Origin of the sequence: Achromobacter aegrifaciens (assembly GCF_902859965.1) — a bacterium.
GTDB lineage: Bacteria > Pseudomonadota > Gammaproteobacteria > Burkholderiales > Burkholderiaceae_B > Achromobacter > Achromobacter aegrifaciens.
In genome coordinates, this window is record NZ_CADIKO010000003.1 from 328,669 (window position 1) to 348,033 (window position 19,365).

General features: G+C 65.6%; 17 protein-coding genes. 5 read left to right on the top strand and 12 right to left on the bottom strand.

Going from position 1 to position 19,365, the window contains the following annotated elements; translation table 11 throughout:
• Positions 1-5 precede the first annotated feature (5 nt).
• Both HV793_RS20540 and HV793_RS20545 read right to left on the bottom strand, forming a co-directional pair.
• A complete protein-coding gene (locus HV793_RS20540) occupies positions 6-1,178 on the bottom strand; it encodes a vWA domain-containing protein (RefSeq protein WP_054450056.1) in 1,173 nt (390 codons plus the stop codon).
• A 42-nt stretch (positions 1,179-1,220) separates the two neighbouring features.
• On the bottom strand, positions 1,221-2,102 hold the full coding sequence (locus HV793_RS20545; protein WP_042796600.1) for an AAA family ATPase: 882 nt from the start codon (positions 2,100-2,102) through the stop codon (positions 1,221-1,223).
• A 176-nt stretch (positions 2,103-2,278) separates the two neighbouring features.
• Here HV793_RS20545 and HV793_RS20550 point away from each other — a divergent pair, with 176 nt between their 5' ends.
• Positions 2,279-2,632 (top strand): c-type cytochrome, encoded by a 354-nt coding sequence (locus HV793_RS20550; RefSeq protein WP_013391872.1) that lies wholly within the window; start codon positions 2,279-2,281, stop codon positions 2,630-2,632.
• 12 nt (positions 2,633-2,644) lie between these two features.
• A complete protein-coding gene (locus tag HV793_RS20555) occupies positions 2,645-3,007 on the top strand; it encodes a c-type cytochrome (protein ID WP_054450058.1) in 363 nt (120 codons plus the stop codon).
• Positions 3,008-3,291: 284 nt separating this feature from the next.
• Here HV793_RS20555 and HV793_RS20560 read toward each other — a convergent pair whose 3' ends face one another.
• Positions 3,292-3,717, bottom strand: coding sequence for a DUF1841 family protein (locus HV793_RS20560; protein WP_054450061.1), 426 nt, complete (start codon positions 3,715-3,717; stop codon positions 3,292-3,294).
• 203 nt (positions 3,718-3,920) lie between these two features.
• Here HV793_RS20560 and icd point away from each other — a divergent pair, with 203 nt between their 5' ends.
• The 3 genes from icd to HV793_RS20575 all read left to right on the top strand — a co-directional run bounded on the left by icd (position 3,921) and on the right by HV793_RS20575 (position 8,321).
• On the top strand, positions 3,921-5,177 hold the full coding sequence (gene icd / locus HV793_RS20565; protein ID WP_125472148.1) for an NADP-dependent isocitrate dehydrogenase: 1,257 nt from the start codon (positions 3,921-3,923) through the stop codon (positions 5,175-5,177).
• Positions 5,178-5,300: 123 nt separating this feature from the next.
• A complete protein-coding gene (locus HV793_RS20570; protein WP_125472147.1) occupies positions 5,301-6,560 on the top strand; it encodes an O-antigen ligase family protein in 1,260 nt (419 codons plus the stop codon).
• A 219-nt stretch (positions 6,561-6,779) separates the two neighbouring features.
• Entirely contained in the window at positions 6,780-8,321 is a 1,542-nt protein-coding gene (locus HV793_RS20575; RefSeq protein WP_175213862.1) for a methyl-accepting chemotaxis protein, read from the top strand.
• Here the strand turns inward: HV793_RS20575 and HV793_RS20580 are convergent.
• The 9 genes from HV793_RS20580 to kdpF form a co-directional block, all read right to left on the bottom strand.
• The gene (locus HV793_RS20580) at positions 8,299-9,198 is read right to left on the bottom strand and encodes a 4-hydroxy-tetrahydrodipicolinate synthase family protein (protein ID WP_119450769.1); all 900 of its coding nucleotides are present in this window, start codon (positions 9,196-9,198) and stop codon (positions 8,299-8,301) included. The two genes, HV793_RS20575 and HV793_RS20580, sit on opposite strands and share 23 nt — an antisense overlap.
• Before the next feature lie 3 nt (positions 9,199-9,201).
• A complete protein-coding gene (locus HV793_RS20585; RefSeq protein WP_054450069.1) occupies positions 9,202-9,492 on the bottom strand; it encodes a hypothetical protein in 291 nt (96 codons plus the stop codon).
• A 177-nt stretch (positions 9,493-9,669) separates the two neighbouring features.
• Positions 9,670-10,446, bottom strand: coding sequence for a TorF family putative porin (locus HV793_RS20590; RefSeq protein WP_175213863.1), 777 nt, complete (start codon positions 10,444-10,446; stop codon positions 9,670-9,672).
• 117 nt (positions 10,447-10,563) lie between these two features.
• Positions 10,564-11,256: a two-component system response regulator KdpE gene (kdpE, locus tag HV793_RS20595; RefSeq protein WP_175213864.1), complete on the bottom strand. Its 693-nt coding sequence runs from the start codon at positions 11,254-11,256 to the stop codon at positions 10,564-10,566.
• Between the two features lie 12 nt (positions 11,257-11,268).
• Positions 11,269-14,055, bottom strand: a complete 2,787-nt coding sequence (locus HV793_RS20600; RefSeq protein WP_175213865.1) for a DUF4118 domain-containing protein — start codon at positions 14,053-14,055, stop codon at positions 11,269-11,271.
• Between the two features lie 51 nt (positions 14,056-14,106).
• Complete coding sequence (kdpC, locus tag HV793_RS20605; protein WP_119450772.1) at positions 14,107-14,715, bottom strand: potassium-transporting ATPase subunit KdpC; 609 nt, start codon at positions 14,713-14,715, stop codon at positions 14,107-14,109.
• A gap of 25 nt (positions 14,716-14,740) precedes the next feature.
• Positions 14,741-16,900 (bottom strand): potassium-transporting ATPase subunit KdpB, encoded by a 2,160-nt coding sequence (gene kdpB / locus HV793_RS20610; RefSeq protein ID WP_175213866.1) that lies wholly within the window; start codon positions 16,898-16,900, stop codon positions 14,741-14,743.
• A gap of 8 nt (positions 16,901-16,908) precedes the next feature.
• The gene (gene kdpA / locus HV793_RS20615) at positions 16,909-18,711 is read right to left on the bottom strand and encodes a potassium-transporting ATPase subunit KdpA (RefSeq protein WP_175213867.1); all 1,803 of its coding nucleotides are present in this window, start codon (positions 18,709-18,711) and stop codon (positions 16,909-16,911) included.
• Positions 18,711-18,800, bottom strand: a complete 90-nt coding sequence (gene kdpF / locus HV793_RS20620; RefSeq protein ID WP_013391886.1) for a K(+)-transporting ATPase subunit F — start codon at positions 18,798-18,800, stop codon at positions 18,711-18,713. The genes kdpA and kdpF overlap by 1 nt, the downstream gene beginning before the upstream one ends.
• Positions 18,801-19,365: the final 565 nt, after the last annotated feature.

The following is a 19,365-nucleotide window of genomic DNA, read 5'->3' on the forward strand; positions in this document are numbered from 1 at the left end:
CAGTCCTACTTCGATAGCACACGCATGGCCTGTTCCAGGCCGGCGACCGTCACCGGGTACATGCGGCCCTGCATGATGTCGCGCATCAGCGCGATGGACTGGCGGTATTGCCAGGACGCGGTGGGCTCGGGATTGAGCCAGACCGATTTGGGCCAGGCGTCCAGCAGGCGGCGCATCCATTCGGCGCCGGGCTCCTTGTTGTAGTGCTCGACGGAGCCGCCCGGCTGCAGGATTTCGTAGGGGCTCATGGTGGCGTCGCCGACGATGATCAGGCGCCAATCCGGGTTGTACTTGCGCAGCACGTCCCAGGTGTCGAAGCGTTCGTTCTGGCGCCGGCGGTTGCTTTGCCACAGGCTTTCGTACGGGCAGTTGTGGAAGTAGTAGACCTCCAGGTTGCGGAATTCGCTGCGCGCCGCCGAGAACAATTCCTCGACGCGTCCGATGTGGTCGTCCATGCTGCCGCCCACGTCCAGCAGCATCAGCACCTTCACGGTGTTGTGGCGTTCGGGGACCATGCGCAGGTCCAGATGGCCGGCATTGCGCGCGGTGCTGGCGATGGTGTCGTCCAGGTCCAGTTCCATTTCGGCGCCTTGCCTTGCGAAGCGCCGCAGGCGGCGCAGCGCCACCTTGAAGTTGCGCGTGCCCAGCTCGACCTGATCGTCGTAGTCCTTGAACTGGCGCATGTCCCAGACCTTGACCGCGCTGCGGTTGCCGGCAGAGTCGCCGCCCACGCGTATGCCTTCGGGGTGGTAGCCGCCATTGCCGAAAGGCGAGGTGCCGCCGGTGCCGATCCATTTGCTGCCGCCGGCGTGGCGTTCCTTCTGCTCTTCCAGGCGCTCCTTGAAGAGCTCCATCAGCTTGTCCCAGCCGTGCTTTTCGATTGCGGCTTTTTCTTCCGGGCTCAGGCTTTTTTCGAACTGCTTGATGAGCCAGTCCAGCGGGATTTCCTTGCCTGGGGGCAGGGCGGCCGCGATGCCCTTGTAGTAGGCGCCGAAAGCCTTGTCGTAGCGGTCGTAGAGCGCCTCGTCCTTGACCAGCGTGGCGCGCGCCAGGAAGTAGAACTCGTCCAGCGTGGGCGCCATGAGATCCTGGCGCAGGGCGTCCACCAGGGTCAGGTATTCCTTGACCGAGACGGGCAGCTTATGCGCCCGGAGGTGATAGAAGAAGTCGATCAGCATTTGCGGGCTGCCGGTAGTTGCTGGCGGATCGTTGCTGGCGGATCAGCGGCGCTGGCCGCCGCGCGTCATGGCCGCCAGGCGTTCCAGCAGGTGCACGTCCTGCTCGTTCTTGAGCAGCGCGCCGGCCATCAGCGGTACGGCCGTGGCCGTGTGCGCGTCGATCTCGGCGGCGGTCGAACCCTCGGCCAGCAACAGGCGCAACCAATCCAGCAGTTCGGAGGTGGACGGCTTTTTCTTCAGGCCCGGCGCGTCGCGCAGTGCGAAGAAGGTGTCCAGCGCCGCGCGCAGCACGTCCTGCTTCAGGTGCGGGTAGTGCACGGCCACGATGTCGCGCATGGTTTCGCGGTCGGGGAAACGGATGTAGTGGAAGAAGCAGCGGCGCAGGAAAGCGTCGGGCAGGTCCTTTTCGTTGTTGGACGTGATGATGACCAGCGGACGGTGCCGCGCGGAGATGGTTTCGCGCGTTTCGTACACGTGGAATTCCATGCGGTCCAGTTCGCGCAGCAGATCGTTGGGGAATTCGATGTCGGCCTTGTCGATCTCGTCGATCAGCAGCACCACCGGCTCAGGCGACTGGAAGGCCTGCCACAGCGTGCCCTGCACGATGTAGTTGCGAATGTCGCGGACCTTTTCGTCGCCCAGCTGCGAGTCGCGCAGGCGCGACACCGCGTCGTATTCATACAGGCCCTGATGGGCCTTGGTGGTCGACTTGATGTGCCACTGCAACAGCGGCCGTCCCAGCGCACGCGCCACTTCCTCGGCCAGCATGGTCTTGCCGGTGCCGGGTTCGCCCTTGATCAGCAGCGGACGCTGCAAGGTGAGGGCGGCATTGACGGCGAGTTTCAGGTCATCGGTGGCGACATAGTTGTCGGTCCCGTCGAAGCGGTCTGGCGAGGCGGAAGTAGCGGACTGGGCTGCGGACATGGTCTGATGGCTTCTGAGATTTGACGGTGATCAATACCATGGTAAAGGTATTAATCCTGAGCAATTATCGTACAATCAGGCGGTTTTGCTTTGGGTTCGACCCGCAACGTGTTTGCCGAGGGCCTTTTCGTGTGAGCAGGCCCTAGTCCTTAGCCATACCAAGAAGAGCCATTCCAATGAAGTTGCGAACCTCTCTGAAGTACACGGTATCCGTGTTGGCCGCGATGGCATCCTGTGCGATCGCCGGCCAGTCTGTTGCTGCAGACGCAGCAGTGGTCGGTAATGTCCAGAACGCCCGCGACAAGGTTTCCATGTGCATCGGTTGCCACGGCATCGAAGGCTACAAGGCAACGTTTCCCGAGCTGTACCACGTGCCGATGATCGCTGGGCAGAACGCCAAGTACATCGAAACCGCCCTCAACGAGTACAAGAAAGGCGCGCGCAGCCATCCCACGATGGACGCCATTGCCGGCAGCCTGTCCGACCAGGACATCGCCGATCTGGCCGCGTACTACTCGAATCTCAAGTAAGGGGGCAAACACATGAATCGCTACATGCTTGCCCTTGCGGGCGCGACCCTGGCCATGACGGGCGTTGCCGCCCAGGCGCAGGACCTGGCGGCCGGCAAGGCCGTCTTCGACAAATTCAACTGCGCTTCCTGCCACGGCGCCGACGCCAAGACGGCCGTGGATCCGGCCTATCCGACGCTGGCTGGCCAGCACGCGGACTACCTGGTTCACGCCCTGAAGGCCTACAAGCGCGGCGCGTCCGGCAGCGCGGCCACGGCCAACGTGCGCAAGAACCCCATCATGGGCGCTTTCGCGACGCAGCTGTCCGACCAGGACATCTCCAACGTGGCGGCATGGCTGTCGGCGCAGCCGAGCGACCTGGGCGTGCGCAGGTAAGCCGTCCGGATCCGTTCCGTAAACAAGAAAGCCCTCGGTCGAGGGCTTTTCTTTTTCCGCCGGGCCGTCCCAAGGAAAAATAGCCCCCTCGGGGGGCAGCAAGCCGAAGGCGCAGCGTGGGGGCTTTTCTTTTTCCGCCGGGCCGTCCCAAGGAAAAAAAGCCCCCTCGGGGGGCAGCAAGCCGAAGGCGCAGCGTGGGGGCATTTCTTTTTCCGCCGGGCCGTCCCAAGGAAAAAAAGCCCCTCGGGGGGCAGCAAGCCGAAGGCGCAGCGTGGGGGCGGTGCTCAGCGGCTGGCGCGCTGGCGGATCAGGTCGATATAGGTGTCGCTGTCCAGCGGCGTGCCCAGGCGCTGCGCTTCCCACACCACCTGCCCCAGGCATTCCATGATTTCATGCGCGGCCTGGTGCGCGTCGCCGCGCGACACCAGCTGCTGGTAGGCCTGCCGGATTCCCGGCGGATGGTCGATGGACAGCTGCTCTGCAATGGCCAGATGCATGGACAGGTGCAGAAAGGGATTGGTGCGCCCCTTTTCCACCGAGTATTCGGCCGTCATGGCCTCGGGGTTTTCCAGGTCGCCGTGGTATTCGGGATGTTCGATGATCCAGTCCAGCGCGATGGCCTCGAGCGGTGTCAGCACTTCGGAGGCGCGATGCTTGCGCCAGGTTTCGATGAAGAATTCGCGGACTTGGTCGCGTGAGGGATTGAACATCTGATGGGGCTGAAAAGCGGGCTGGTGATGCATTATTTTACCGCCGCGCGCGGGCCGTCAGGCCCGCTGGCCCCTTTGCGATATAGAATTGGTTGCTATCGGCCATCCAGTGCGCGGTTCCCGTGGGCGATCTTCCCCGCCGGAACGGACGCTTCCCGATGCCGGCGCGTGCAGAAAAACCACTCGGAGCAAATGGAGCATTCATGTCCTACCAACATATCAAGGTTCCCGCTGGCGGCCAGAAGATCACGGTCAACGCTGATTTCTCGCTGAATGTGCCCGATCAGCCCATCGTCCCCTACATCGAGGGCGACGGCACGGGCGCCGACATCACCCCGGTGATGATCAAGGTCGTCGACGCGGCGGTGCAGAAGGCCTATGGCGGCAAGCGCAAGATCCACTGGATGGAAGTCTATGCCGGCGAGAAGGCCACCAAGGTCTACGGCCCCGACGTGTGGCTGCCCGACGAGACCCTGGACGTCGTCAAGGACTACGTGGTGTCGATCAAGGGCCCGCTGACCACGCCGGTGGGTGGCGGCATCCGTTCGCTGAACGTGGCCCTGCGCCAGCAGCTGGACCTGTACGTCTGCCTGCGCCCGGTGGCGTACTTCAAGGGCGTGCCCTCGCCGGTGCGCGAACCCGAAAAGACCAACATGGTGATCTTCCGCGAGAACTCGGAAGACATCTACGCCGGCATCGAATACATGGCCGAAAGCGAGCAGGCCAAGGAGCTGATCCAGTTCCTGCAGACCAAGCTCGGCGTGAAGAAGATCCGTTTCCCGAACACTTCGTCCATCGGCATCAAGCCGGTGTCGCGCGAAGGCACCGAGCGCCTGGTGCGCAAGGCCGCGCAGTACGTCATCGACAATGACCGTACGTCGCTGACCCTGGTGCACAAGGGCAACATCATGAAGTTCACGGAAGGCGGCTTCCGCGACTGGGGCTACGCGCTGCTGCAGAAGGAATTCGGCGCGACGCTGATCGACGGCGGCCCGTGGTGCAAGTTCAAGAATCCGAAGACGGGCCGCGAGGTCATCGTCAAGGACGTGATTGCTGACGCGTTCCTGCAGCAGATCCTGCTGCGCCCGGCCGAATACGACGTGATCGCCACCCTGAACCTGAACGGCGACTACATCTCGGACGCGCTGGCCGCGCAAGTGGGCGGCATCGGCATCGCCCCGGGCGCCAACCTGTCTGATTCGGTGGCCATGTTCGAAGCTACCCACGGCACTGCGCCGAAGTACGCAGGCAAGGACTACGTGAACCCCGGTTCCGAAATTCTGTCGGCCGAAATGATGCTGCGCCACATGGGCTGGACCGAAGCCGCGGACCTGATCATCTCCAGCATGGAAAAATCCATCCTGTCCAAGAAGGTCACGTACGACTTCGCGCGTCTGCTGGAAGGCGCGACCCAGGTGTCGTGCTCGGGCTTTGGCCAGGTGATGATCGATAATATGTAACTGGCGGCTTGCCGCCCGCGTGTCCACAAAACCCGCCCGCCGTCATGGCGGGCGGGTTTTGTCTGATTAACCAAACTGCATGGCGCGCGTCGCGCTTGTTTCGTTTTTACTAGGTTGAGTGTAGTGCCCCGACTGTACGTTTTCTTGGCCGCGTCGCTGGTGGTGTTGGTTCCCGCGCTGGCGTTGACCAGCCCGGTGGGCGGGCCCGCCATTGCCTATTTGACCGGTTTGATCGCATTGACCGCGCTAGCCGCCAACGCGATCAAACGCTACGAACCGATGGATTTTCGGGCCTTGTGGCCCATGGCGCTGGCGCTACTGCTGCCGCTGTTGTGCATGTTCATCACGGCCGCCGTGCGAGGCGTATGGAGCGATTCCGAATTGGAAAAGCTGCTCCGGTTCGCGCTGGCGCTGCCTGTGCTCTGGCTGTTGCTGAGAGCGCCGCAAGATTGGCTCAAGCAAATCCAGTGGAGCATCTTAACCGGCGCGCTGGCGGGATCGGCGATGCTGATCGTCACCATGAAGTTGTGGGGCCGCGAGGCGGTCGTCGAGATCGGAGGGCGCTACAACGCCGTTTCCTTCGCGAACATGACTCTGCTGTTCGGCATGATGTCGTTGTTGTCGATCAGGTGGGGGCCGAGCAAGCCCTGGCCGCATTTTGCAACCGGCCTCAAGGTGCTGGCTTTCGGGCTGAGCGTGTGGGCGACGTGGGTTTCCCAAACTCGCAGCAGCTGGATGCTGCTCCCCATACTGGCGCTGGTGTTCCTGTTGGGGTTGCGAGGCTGGAGCCGTCGGCACAAGGCCTACTGTGCGCTGGCGGTCAGCGCGGCTCTGGTCGTCAGCGCGGCTGGGCTATGGCATTTCAGCAGCCGCATGCAGGCGGTCAAGACGGATCTACAGGATTTCACCACATCAGCCGACCGGGACTCTTCGCTCGGCATCCGGTTGCAACTGTGGCGGGCATCCATCGAGATGTTCAAGAAGAGCCCTGTCGTGGGCGTGGGGCCCAGCAACTTCCGCAAGGAACTGGCCGAGCTCGAGAAGCGCGGGGTAGTGTCGCGCGAAGTCGTCGAAGGCTACGGCGAACCCCACAACGACCTGCTCGCCGCCCTGTCCGGATACGGGCTGCTAGGCTTGTTGAGCATACTCGCGCTATATCTGGTGCCGGCCTACATTTTCCTGCGCCGGCTGGCCAGCAATGACCGTGTCATACGTGTCGGCGCGCAGTTGGGCTTGCTGTTCTGCCTGGGCTATTGCGCATTCAGTCTGACTGAAATGATGTTCCGCAATATGCGCAGCGTACCGACGTATTCCTTGATCGTAGTGGCGCTGATCGCGTTGACCACGCCGCGCTCCGCAGGCGCCGCACGGGCGCCGGCCTAGGAAAGGGCTGTACAAAAGGCGGAATGAGCCGCCACGACGAAAAAACGCAAGGCAAGCGCGCCTTGCGTTTTTTTTATGGGCCTTGCGTTAGATCAAGCACCCCGTGCAGTCTTGGTGAAAACCCTGGTGCTGTCCCTTATTCTGACGGAATGCATACATAAACCGTCACATTCTGCCTTGATTGGTTTCATTGGCTGGGTGAAGAAGGATGAGAGGACTATGAAGAATTCCAGTTTGCGCAGGGAACTGTTGTGGTTTGTGTTCGCGGTCGGCGCCGTCGTGCTGGCCCTGGGCGCCTGGGACGCCTGGGAGCGCCGCGCCGAGATGGTGGCCGAGCGCAGGACCGAGCTGCGCCACGTCCTTGATCTGGCGTCCGGCATCGTGCGCAATGGCAAGCAAAGCGTGCGCGAGGGCATGCCCCTGGACGAGGCCAAGCGCAATGTGGCGCGCCGATTGGCGCAACTGCGTTATGGCGAGGACGGCTATGTGGGCGCCTTCGGCGACGGCTACGACCTGCTGGTGCATCCCGATCCCAAGCTGGTCGGCACCAACGTCCGGGCCGTCAAGGACAGCGCCGGACAGCCGATCTTCGAAAACCTCTATGCCCAAGGCAAGGCGGGCGGCGGCTATACGCGCTACAAGTTCCCGCGGCCGGGAACGGATCGGGCGCTGCCCAAGATCAGCTATGCCACCTACGACGCCGACTGGGGCTGGCTGTTGTTCACGGGCCTGTACGTGGATGACGTCGATCAGGCGTTCTACGGCACTTTGTGGCGGCAAGGCGGTGTGACGCTGGGCCTTCTGGTGTTGCTATTGGCGGCGGCGCTGCGCTTTTTCCGCACGCATATCCTCGGTCCGCTGGACCAGGCGGTGGTGGTGTGCGAGCGCGTGGCCAATGGCGACTTGTCGGGCAGCGTGCCGCGCAATCAGCGCGGCGAGATCGGCCGCCTGTTCGACGCCCTGGCGCGGATGCAGCAACGCCTGGACGGGGCGGTGCGCAGCATCGTGCATTCCACGGCTTCCATTGCCGCGGCCTCGCGGCAGATCGCGGCGGGCAGCATGGACCTGTCGGACCGCACCGAGAAGCAGGCCGCCGCGCTGGAGCAGACCGCCGCCAGCGTGGAGCAGATCACCGCGACCGCGCAGCAGAGCGCGCAACATGTGCGTGAGGTCAGCGCGCTGGCCGGTCAGGCAGCGCAACTGGCCAGGCAGGGCAGCGATGAAACGCAGCACGCCATCGACGCCATGCGCGAGATTTCGCATAGCTCGCAGCGCATCGACGAGATCATCCGGCTGATAGACGAGATCGCGTTCCAGACCAACATCCTGGCGCTGAACGCCGCGGTGGAAGCGGCGCGGGCCGGAGAACAGGGCCGGGGCTTTGCCGTGGTGGCGGGCGAGGTGCGCGCGCTGGCTCAGCGCTCGGCCACCGCCGCCAAGGAGATCAAGACGCTGATCGAAGCGTCGGCGGATTCGGTGGCTCGTGGCAGCCAGCGCGTCGAGCAGGCCAGCGCGACGATGGGCAACGTGCTGGAGTCCGCCGCCACCAGCGCGCCGCTGATGGGGGAGATTGCCACGGCCTCGGCCGAGCAGAGCGTGGGCATCGAACAGATCAATCAGGCCGTGACGCATCTGGACGGCGTGACGCAGCAGAACGCCGCGCTGGTGGAAGAGTTCGCCGCGTCGGCTGGCGCGCTGCGCGACCAGGCGGCCGAGCTGGCGAATGCGGTGTCCGTCTTCAGGCTGTCTGCAGCCGCCTAGGCGAGCCCTGCACCACGTTCATGGCCCGCTGCAGGCGCTGTCCAAGCTCTCGGCTGGCGCTGGTCATGGGCATGCGCAGCTCATCGGTGATCAGGCCCTGCATCGAGAGGGCGCGCTTGATCGGAGCAGGGTTGGGTTCGGTAAACAGCAGGCGGATCAGGCCGCGCAGGGGCTCGAAGAGTTCGCGCGCGGCCTCCGCGTGGCCGTCGCGGGCCAGCTGCATGACCTCGACATAGCGCTCGGGATAGACATGCGCGGCGGCCGGAATGGCGCCGAGGCCGCCGGCCAGGAAGTGGTCCAGCAGGGCCATATCCTCCCCGCATAGCGGCGTCAGCGTGCCGCGCCGGTTCAAGGCCGCCAGTACCGCAGGATTGCATTCCTTGACGGCGCTGAAGTTGGGCAGCGCGGCCAGCGCTTCCATGGTTTCGACCGTCATGGTGACGCCGGTGCGCTTGGGGATGTTGTACAGGATGATGGGCCGCTGCGTGGCCCAGGCAATCTGGCGGTAGTGCCACAGGATGCCGGCCTGCGAAGGGCCCAGGTAGTAAGGCGGCGGCACCAGGTAGCCGGCCGGCTGGTACTTGTCCAGGCGCCGGATGGCGGTTGCGACGCCGCGCGTGTCCACGCCGCCCGCGCCGAACACCAGCGGCAGCGCGTGCGGATCGCTCGATATGGCTTCTATCATGTCGACCTTTTCCGGCACGCTCAGCAGATTGCCCTCGCCGGTGGAGCCAAACAGCACCAGGCCGGCGATACCCGCGTTGCGGTAATAGCGGGCCAGCGCCTGCGCGGCGTCCAGGTCCACATAGCCGCCGCGCATCGGCGTGACCATGGGCAGCCAGATGCCTTCAAACGCGGTCTTGCGTGGCGTGTCCATGGCTTACTGCCCCGTCATCGCGTATGCGGGAAGCACCGGACCGAACTCGGCGCGGGGCAGGCCCGACATCACCGCGTGCATCAGCGCATCCAGCTGCCCGCGTTCGCACTGCAGTTGCAGCACGCTTTGCGCATGGACGTGATCCACCGACAGCACGTAGACGCCGATGCGTTCGCCCAATGCGCGATGCAGCGCCAGCCGCACGTTCAGTGCGTCCAGCGTGTCTATCCTGATGGTCAGCGCGACTCGTTCGACGCGGGCGTGCGTACGCTGCGCGGGCAGGATGTCGGACATGGGGGCGAGGCAGGCTTGAAGTCGGGGGATCATGGCGGGTAGCGGGACCGGAGGCGTCGCTTGCGGCGTTCCGGGGATCCGGTTGGTTAATGACGGTTCCACTATAGGAAGCGCGCCGTAAATCCTGCCGATAAAAGCGGACGCAGCGCGTAAAAAGCGCGTCAACGTCCGGGGCGCTCAGAACGTCTTGGTCAGCGACAGCAAGCCCGTTGCGCGGCCCATGTCGCGGCCGCGCGTATTGGTGTAGACGGCGCGGTCCGCGTTGGTGTCCAGATAGGCCAGCGAGACCGACAGGCCCCGGCCGAAGTCCTTCGTCAGCCCCAGCTTCCAGTCCGTGTAGTTGCCGTTGTCGACGTTGCGCACCAGTTGCCGGCCGACGTGCGCGTTGACGGTCAGGCCCCAGACGCCCGTATCGAAGTTGCCGGACAGGTCGAAGTACTGGCTGTGCTTGCTGTCGGCGAAGCCGAACAGGTTGGTCAGGGAGAGGGAGTACTTGAACATCAGAGGTCCAAAGCCGATGCCGGCATACAGCTCGGTGGTGTCGGGACTGGTGTAGCCGGACGGATAGTCGCCAGGGTAGTAGTACTGCAGGACGCCCAGGTCGACGGGCACGTCCTGCGCGAGATTGCCCTTGTAGCCGCCGTAGAAGTCCATTTCCACGGGCGCGGACACGTCGCTGTTGCTGTCGTCGAGCCAGCTGATGCTGGAGTTCCAGTTGCCCAGGTAAAAGCCGCTGGAGTGGGCCAGGTCGAATCCGCCCTGGATGGCCGGCTTGTTATTGCTTTGCATCAGGCCGCGATAGCGGTATTGGCTGGCCAGGGTGACGTTGGCCGTCAACGTGAGGTCGGACGCGGCAGGCGCCGCTTCGGCGGGCGCGTCGGCGGCCAGTGCGTTGCCGGCTTGCGAGGCGGCCAGGGTCAGCAGCGCGAGCGCGGCCAAGGTGTGGCGGGGCATGGAATTGCTCCTACTGTTGGATGGGACCGCAACAATAGGAGCAAGCGCGTAAAGGCCGAGACAAGACTTGCGGGTTGCGCGTAAACGCGGCGTCAATGCGCGTCCGGGGCGCGTGCCTCAGCCGGCGAAGCGGTAGCCCACGCCGATCTCGGTGAGCAGGTAAACGGGCTGGGCGGGATCCGCTTCCAGCTTCTGGCGCAGATGGCCCATGTAGATGCGCAGGTAGTGGTTGCTTTCCACGTGCGACGGACCCCACACCTCGCGCAGCAGTTCGCGGTGCGTCATGACCTTGCCGCGATGCGCCAGCAGCGCCGCCAGCAGGCGGTATTCCATCGCAGTCAGGTGCACGTGCTGGCCGCTGCGCTCCACCACGCGTTTGGCGAAGTCCACGCGCACGTCGCCGAAGCTGATCTCGGAAGCATTGCCCGCGCCGCCTCTTGCGTGCCGCCGCAGCAGCACGCGCAGGCGCGCCAGCAGTTCGCTGACGCCGAACGGCTTGGTGAGGTAGTCATCGGCCCCGGCGTCCAGCGCGGCGACCTTGTCGGTCTCGGCGCTGCGGGCGGACAGCACCAGCACCGGCACCTCGGTCCAGCCGCGCAGTTCTCGGATCAGGACCATGCCGTCTTCGTCGGGCAGGCCCAGGTCCAGCACCACCGCGTCGGGCTGCCGGGTGCCGGCTTCGATCAGGCCGCGCTTGACGGTTTCGGCTTCGTGGACGACGCAGCCCTCGCTTTCCAGGGCCTGGCGCACGAAGCGCCGGATGTTGGCGTCGTCTTCAATGATCAGGACGGTAGGCTGGTAATCGAACATGCGTTGCGGCGTTCAAGGGGTTTCGGATTGGATCGGGGGCGGCGCGCCCAGTGGCAGCGTAAAGACGAACTGGGCGCCGGACTCCTGGCCCGGCGCGTGTTCTACCCAGATTTTCCCATGGTGGGCGGCGATGATGGCTTCGCACACGGCCAGGCCCAGGCCGACGCCCGGGGTGGCGGACTCGCGGTCGCCGCGCGTGAATTTTTCGAAGATGCGGCGCTCAGCGCCCGGCGGCACGCCCGGGCCGTTGTCGCTGACCGCCACGCGCAGTTCGCCCTCGTGTACGTCCGCATGCAGACGCAGGGCGCTGCCGGCAGGCGTGTACTTGGCCGCGTTCTCCAGCAGATTGCAGAGCACGCGTTCGATCAGTACGCCGTCGCATTCCACCAGCGGCAGATGCGACAGGCTGTCCACGGTGACGCGGTGCGCGGCCAGCGGTTCGCGCATGGCGGCAAGCGAAGCGCCGACCAGTTCTTCGATGGATTGCCATTCCAGGCGCAGCGGCGTGTCGCGGTTCTGCAGCCGCGCCATGTCCAGCAGATTGACCACCAGCGCGTGCATGCGCTGGGCCTGGTCGCGCATGGCGCGGACGGTGTCGTGGATGTCGGGCGGCAGCGTCGCCTGCTGGCGCATCAGCGTGTCCGTCATGCCGACCAGGCTGGTCAGCGGGGTGCGCAGATCGTGCGACACGGCCGCCAGCAGCGAGTTGCGCAGCTTTTCGGATTCCATGCTGACCAGCGCCTGCTGCGCCACTTCCACGTAGTGCAGGCGTTCCAGCGCGATGGCGATCAGGGTGGCGTAGGCCTCGATCTGGCGGCGCGAGTCGGGATTCAGGAACAGGCTGCGGCGCGGAGCGGCCAGGGCCAGCACGCCGCGGGTGCGCATCGGCGCCTTCAGCGGCAGGTACAGCAGTTCGCTGTTGGACAGGGTGGAGGTGCCTGCGCCGGCCGGCTGTCCGTGGTCGTAGACCCATTGGGCCAGCGCGGATTCCAGCGGCGGCATGTCGTCCGCGGCGGGAGACGCCAGCTTCAGGCGGTCGTCCATGCCCAGGATGTATAGCGCGCAGCGCGAACCGAAGGTGGCATGCACGAAGGCGCCCGCCAGGGTGACGATCTGCTCGGGCAGCAGCGCGGACGACAATTCGCGCGCGAATTCGTAGAGGCTGCGCGCATCGGCTTCGCGCTTGACCGAAGCCTGCGCCTGCAAGCGCAGGCCGGCCGTCAACTGGCCGATCAGCAGGCCCACCGACAGCAGCACGCCGAAGGTCAGCAGATACTGCACGTCCGATACGGCGAAGGACGCCAGCGGTTGCACGAAGAAGAAATCGAACAGCCCTACGCTGATGACCGAGGCCAGCGCCGCCGGTCCGCGCCCGTGGCGCAGCGCAACGGCCACCACCGCCAGCAGGAACAGCATGACGATGTTGGTCTGGTGCAGCGCCGGGAAGGCCAGCATGGACAGCGCGGTGGCCGCGGCGCAATAGCACAGCGCCCAGGCGTAGCCCGCCAGCGGCCGCGGATTGCGCTCGTCGGCGGCCTGGCGCGTACGTTGTCCCAGCGTGAGCGGATCGCGCCCCGGCGCGGATGCGGCCGGCAGTGGCGGCGCGCCCAGGCGGATGATGTCGATCTCGGGGCAGCCCGCGGCCAGCATGTCGGCAAAGCTGTGGCGGCGCCACAGCCAGCCCGGCGAGATGGCCGCGGTCAGCAGCGCGGACAGCGACAGGCGCAGGCGTTGCAGGCCGCTGGCGCGGGTGCGGCCGATGATGGCCTTGGTGATGTTGTGGCGGCGCACATAGCGCACCACGGCATCGACCATGTCGCCGCCGGCCAGGACTTCGCTGCGCGCGCCCAATGCATCCGCCAGGGCCAGGCTGCGCTGGATGCGCTCCTGTTCGGCCTGGGGCGGCGGGGCCGCGCGCGGTGTGTCGATGGTGACCACGTGCAGATCGCATTCCAGCTGCTGGCTCAGGCGGTGTGCGCTGCGGATGACGTACTCGGCGTCCACGTCCGGACCGATACACGCGACCACGGCTTCGCGCGTACGCCACACGGGTTCGATGGCGCGGTCGCGGCGGTAGGCCTGGACGTCGTCGTCGACGTGGTCGGCGGTGCGGCGCAGCGCCAGCTCGCGTAGCGCTATCAGGTTGCCCTTGCGAAAGAAATTGCGGGTGGCGTGGCGGGCCTGTTCCGGCAGATAGACCTTGCCTTCCTTCAGTCGGCGCAGCAGCTCGTCGGCGGACAGGTCCACCAGAATGACTTCGTCGGCCGCATCGAAGACCTCGTCCGGCACGGTTTCCCAGACGCGCACGCCGGTGATGCTGCCCACGGCTTCGTTCAGGCTGTCCAGGTGCTGCACGTTCAGCGTGGTCCAGACGTCGATGCCCGCCGTCAGGAGTTCCTGGATGTCCTGCCAGCGCTTGGCATGGCGCGAGCCTGGCGCGTTCGAGTGCGCCAGCTCGTCCACCAGCACCAGGTTGGGATGGCGGGCCAGCGCGCCATCCAAATCAAATTCCTTCAGCACGTGGCCGCGGTACGGCACGTCCTTGAGCGGCAGGACAGGCAGGCCTTCCAGCAGCGTGGCGGTTTCGCGCCGGCCGTGGGTCTCGACGATGCCGGCCAGCACGTTGGCGCCCTGGGCGGCCTGCGCGCGCGCCGCCTCCAGCATGGCGTAGGTCTTGCCCACGCCTGCCGACGACCCGAAGTAGACGCGCAGCTTGCCGCGCACCGCCTGGCGCGCGGCGTCGTCCAGGGTCTTCAAGAGCGCGTCGGGGTCGGGACGCTCGCCAGCGATATCAGCCATGAACGCGCAGTAGGTGTGAGGGAACGGCTGGCAATACTATACGCCGCGGCATCAGCGGGCTGGACGCAATTGGTCCAGCGCCAGGTTCAGCGTCAGCACGTTGACCGCGGGGTCGCCCAGCACGCCCAGCCAGGGCTTCTCGGTATGGGCCTGGATCAGCGCGTCGACCTGCGCGCGCGGCAGGTCGCGGGCGCGCGCCACGCGCGCCGCCTGGTAGGCAGCGGCGGCCGGGCTGATGTGCGGATCCAGGCCGCTGCCTGATGCGGTGACCAGGTCCACCGGCACCGGGACCGGGTTGTCCGGATCGGCCGCCTTCAGGGCAGCGATGCGCGCCTGGATGGCATCGGCCAGCGCCGGATTGCGCGGCCCCAGGTTCGAACCGCCGGAGCCGGCGCCGTTGTACGGCATGGGCGCGGTGGCCGACGGGCGGCCCCAGAAGTAGGCAGGCGAACTGAACGACTGGCCGATCAGTTCGGACCCGACGACGCGGTCGCCTTGCTTGATCAGCGAGCCGGCCGCTTCGTGCGGGAAGACGGCGGCGGCGATGCCCGTGGTCAGGAAGGGATAGGCCAGGCCGGTCACCAGCGACAGCGCGGCGAAGACGACCAGCGCGGGACGCAGGATGCCGCCTTGGCGCGGCAGTGTGGCGGAATTTTTCATGATGGGTTCCTTGCGGTTTCGGGGCTCAGGCCCAGCCCAGGGCGGCCAGGACCATGTCGACCAGCTTGATGCCGGCAAACGGCACCAGCAGACCGCCCAGGCCATAGATGAGCAGATTGCGGCGCAACAGCACGGCCGCGCCCAGCGCGCGATAGCGCACGCCCTTGAGCGCCAACGGGATCAGCACCACGATGATCAGCGCGTTGAAGATCACGGCAGACAGAATGGCCGAGGCCGGTGTGGCCAGGCCCATGATGTTCAGCACGTTCAACTGCGGATAGACGGTGGCGAAGGCGGCCGGAATGATGGCGAAGTACTTGGCCACGTCGTTGGCCACGCTGAAGGTAGTGAGCGCGCCGCGGGTCATCAGCATCTGCTTGCCGATCTCGACGATCTCGATCAGCTTGGTGGGGTTGGAATCCAGGTCCACCATATTGCCGGCCTCCTTGGCGGCCTGGGTGCCCGAATTCATCGCCACCGCCACGTCGGCCTGCGCCAGCGCAGGCGCATCGTTGGTGCCGTCGCCCGTCATCGCTACCAGCCGGCCCTCCGCCTGGTAGGCGCGGATCAGCTTGAGCTTGGCCTCGGGCGTGGCTTCCGCGAGGAAGTCGTCCACGCCCGCCTCGGCGGCGATGGATGCGGCCGTAAGCTTGTTGTCGCCCGTGATCATCACGGTCTTGATGCCCATGCGGCGCAGCTCCGCGAAGCGCGACTGGATGTCCGGCTTGACGATGTCCTTCAGCTCGACCACGCCCAGCGCCCGATTGCCGTCGCTGACCATCAGCGGCGTGCTGCCGCGGCGGGCCACGTCCTCAGCCAGGCGCAGGGCCTGTTCCGGCACGGTCGAGTCCTGCTCGGCCAGCCAGGCCTGCACGGCGTCGACCGCGCCCTTGCGGATCATGCGGCCATTAAGGTTCACGCCGCTCATGCGCGATTGCGCGGTGAAGGGCACGAATTCGGCATGCGCCATGGGCGCGGCCGGGGCGTGGATGGACTTGTCGGCCAGCGCCACGATGCTGCGGCCTTCCGGCGTTTCATCGGCCAGCGAGGCCAGGCGCGCGGCCTCGGCCAGTTCGCGCGCGGACACGCCGGGGGCAGGCAGAAAGGTCGAGGCCTGGCGGTTGCCGAAGGTGATGGTGCCGGTCTTGTCCAGCAGCAGCACGTCCACGTCGCCAGCGGCTTCGACGGCGCGGCCGGACGTAGCGATGACGTTCGCGCCCATCATTCGGCTCATGCCGGCCACGCCGATGGCCGACAGCAGGCCGCCGATGGTGGTGGGGATCAGGCAGACCAGCAGCGCGACCAGCACCGTGACCGTCACCACAGAACCGCCGCCAGCGGCGTTGACCGCGTAGATCGAGAACGGCATCAGGGTCACGACCACCAGCAGGAACACCACGGTCAGGCCCACCAGCAGGATGGTGAGGGCGAGCTCGTTGGGCGTCTTCTGGCGCTTGGCGCCTTCGACCATGGTGATCATGCGGTCCAGGAAGCTCTCGCCGGGGTCGGCGGCGATGCGCACGAAGATCCAGTCAGACAGCACGCGGGTGCCGCCGGTGACCGACGAGAAGTCGCCGCCGGACTCGCGGATCACGGGCGCGGATTCGCCGGTGATGGCGCTTTCGTCCACTGACGCCACGCCGGCGATGACCTGGCCGTCGCCAGGGATGATGTCGCCCGCTTCGACCAGCACTACGTCGCCCCGGCGCAGCAGGCCCGAAGGCTGGCTGACTGCCTGGTTGCGCCAGGCGCCGGGCGCAGCCAGGCTGGCGTCGGCATCGCGAAAGCCCTTCAGCAGACGGGCGTCGATGGTGGTGCGCAGACCGCGCAGGGTGGCCGCCTGCTGCTTGCCGCGGCCTTCGGCCAGGGCTTCGGCGAAGTTCGCGAACAGCACGGTGAACCATAGCCACACGGCGATCGCCAGGATGAACCCGGCGGGCGCTTCGGCCCGGCCGCGCAGGGCCATGACCCACAGCACCGTGGTCAGGATGCTGCCGACGTAGACCACGAACATCACGGGGTTCTTCAACTGCGCGGCGGGCGATAGCTTGCGCAGGCTGTCCAGCACCGCCGGACCGATCAGGGCGCGCGACCACATGCCGAACTGGCGTTCACGCGCAACGCCAGTCGCGGCGCGGGCGGCGCCGCCGCCGGCGCCGGTAGTAGAAGTTTCAATCTTGGCCATTTTCATTCCTAGCCTTTAATTTGCAGGTGTTCCGCCACCGGGCCCAAGGCCAGTGCGGGCACGTACGTCAAAGCGCCTACCAGCAGCACCGCGCCGATCAACAGCACCACGAACAGCGGGCCGGTGGTGGGCATGCTGCCGGGACCGGCGGGCAGCCGGCGCTTGGCGGCCAGCGAGCCGGCCATCGCCAGGATGGCGACGATGATGGCGAAGCGGCCGAACCACATGGCGACGCCCAGCAGCACGTTGTAGAAGGGCGTGTTGGCCGACAACCCGGCGAAGGCGCTGCCGTTGTTGTTGGCGGCCGACGTCAGGCCATAGAGGATTTCGGAGAAACCGTGGATGCCCGGATTCAGCACGCCAGCCTGGCCGGCCGGCACCGAGACCGCCAGCGCCGTGCCGACCAGCACCAGCAGCGGGGTAGCCAGGATGACGATGGAGACCATCTTCATGTCATAGGCTTCGATCTTCTTGCCCAGGTATTCCGGGGTGCGGCCTATCATCAGTCCGGCGATGAAGACGCCCAGGATGGCGAAGGCCAGCATGCCGTACAGGCCCGAACCCACGCCGCCGAAGACCACCTCGCCCAATTGCATCAACAGCATCGGCGTCAGGCCGCCCATGGCGTTGAGCGAATCGTGCATGCCGTTGACCGCGCCGCAGGACGCCGCCGTGGTGACGGTGGCGAACAGCGAGGTGGCGGCGATGCCGAAGCGGGTTTCCTTGCCTTCCATGTTGCCGCCCGGCGAGAACGCGCTGAGCGCGCTGTCGGCGCCGGCCTGGGCCGCCATCGGATTGGGCTGCTGCTCGAAGTAGGCGGCGGATAGCGCAAACACCGCGAACAGCACGGTCATGGCCGCCAGGATCGCGATGCCCTGGCGCCGGCTGCCCACCATTTCGCCGAACGAGAAGCACAGCGCGGCGGGAATGGCCAGGATGGCCAACATCTCCAGGAAGTTCGCCAGCGGCGTGGGGTTCTCAAAGGGATGCGCGGAGTTGGCGTTGAAGAAGCCGCCGCCGTTGGTCCCCAGCAGCTTGATCGATTCCTGCGAAGCGACCGGACCCATGGCCAGGGTCTGGGTCTTGCTGACGGCGGGACCGGTCACGGCCTGTCCCTGGGCGTCCAGCACGGGCTGGCCTTGGGCGTCCACGCGGGGCTGCTCGTAATGCACCGCCTCGATCGTCTGGACTTCCTGATAGGGGCTGAAATTCTGGATCACCCCCTGGCTGACCAGCGCCAGCGCCAGGACCAGGGACAGCGGCAGCAGCACGTACAGCGTGCTGCGCACCATGTCGGTCCAGAAGTTGCCCACCGTGGCCGAGCAATGGCGCGACAGGCCGCGGATTAGCGCGAACAGCACGGCGATGCCGGTGGCGGCCGAGACGAAATTCTGCACCGTCAGCGCCAGCATCTGCGTCAGGTAGCTCATCGTCGATTCGCCGCCATAGCCCTGCCAGTTGGTATTGGCCACGAAGCTGATGGCGGTGTTCAGGGCCGAGTCCGGTGACACCGCGCCCATGCCGGCGGGATTGAGCGGCAGCATGCCCTGCAGGCGCTGCAAGGCGTAGACGGCCGCGATGCCGATGATATTGAAGGCCAGCACCGCCACGGCGTAGCGCTTCCAGCCCATTTCGGCCTGCGGGTCTATGCCCGCCAGCCGGTAGATGCCGCGCTCGATTGGACGGCCCCAGGCGGTCAGCCGGGATTGCCCGTTTTCCATGGCGATGCGGATGTAACGCCCGAGCAGGGGCGCGATCGCAAGCAGGACTGCCAGGTACGCGACCAGCAATCCGACGAATTCGGCGGTCATCAGAATTTCTCCGGTTTGAACAGCGCGACCAGCAGGTACACGAACAACAAGGCGGCCGTCAGGCCGCTCAGCCAATAGAGCCAGTTCATGGCTGCTCTCCCGCAGACAAGGTTTCGCAGAACCGCAACAGGGCGAAAGTCAGCCCGGCCATGACGGCAAAGATGGCGATATAGAAGGCATCCACGTTTTTCCTCCCGGGAGCGGCGCTCCCTTCGAACGACGGGCCTGCTCGGCGAATAGGGATGCGCGCCGGGCAGGCGTAGTGACCAATCAAGACATCGGCAGGTTACGGAGCGGGGGGTAAAAACGGGGTATACGTTTGGGAGGGGGGTGTAAATGAAACGTAAAATCCCAATATTCAGTACGGGAACACCGAATTGCACCAAGTTGGTGCATGGAATATGTAAATGAATGCTCCTTCTTAGGGCATTCCCCTAGTGTGACAATCCCGCATCTGGTGCAGAATCTCTTCCCATGCAGGTGAGGAGACAAAGCCCTGCATGGGCAAATACCGGCGGCACCGGTACATAAAAAAAGTAAAGCAGTACCCAAAAAAAGCAAAACGCACAACGGCTGGCACCAGGTAGTGCCGGCCGTTGTCGCATAAAAAGCCGGCATTTCAAGCGCAAAGGCTTTTCAAGCGCCGCGTTTCGC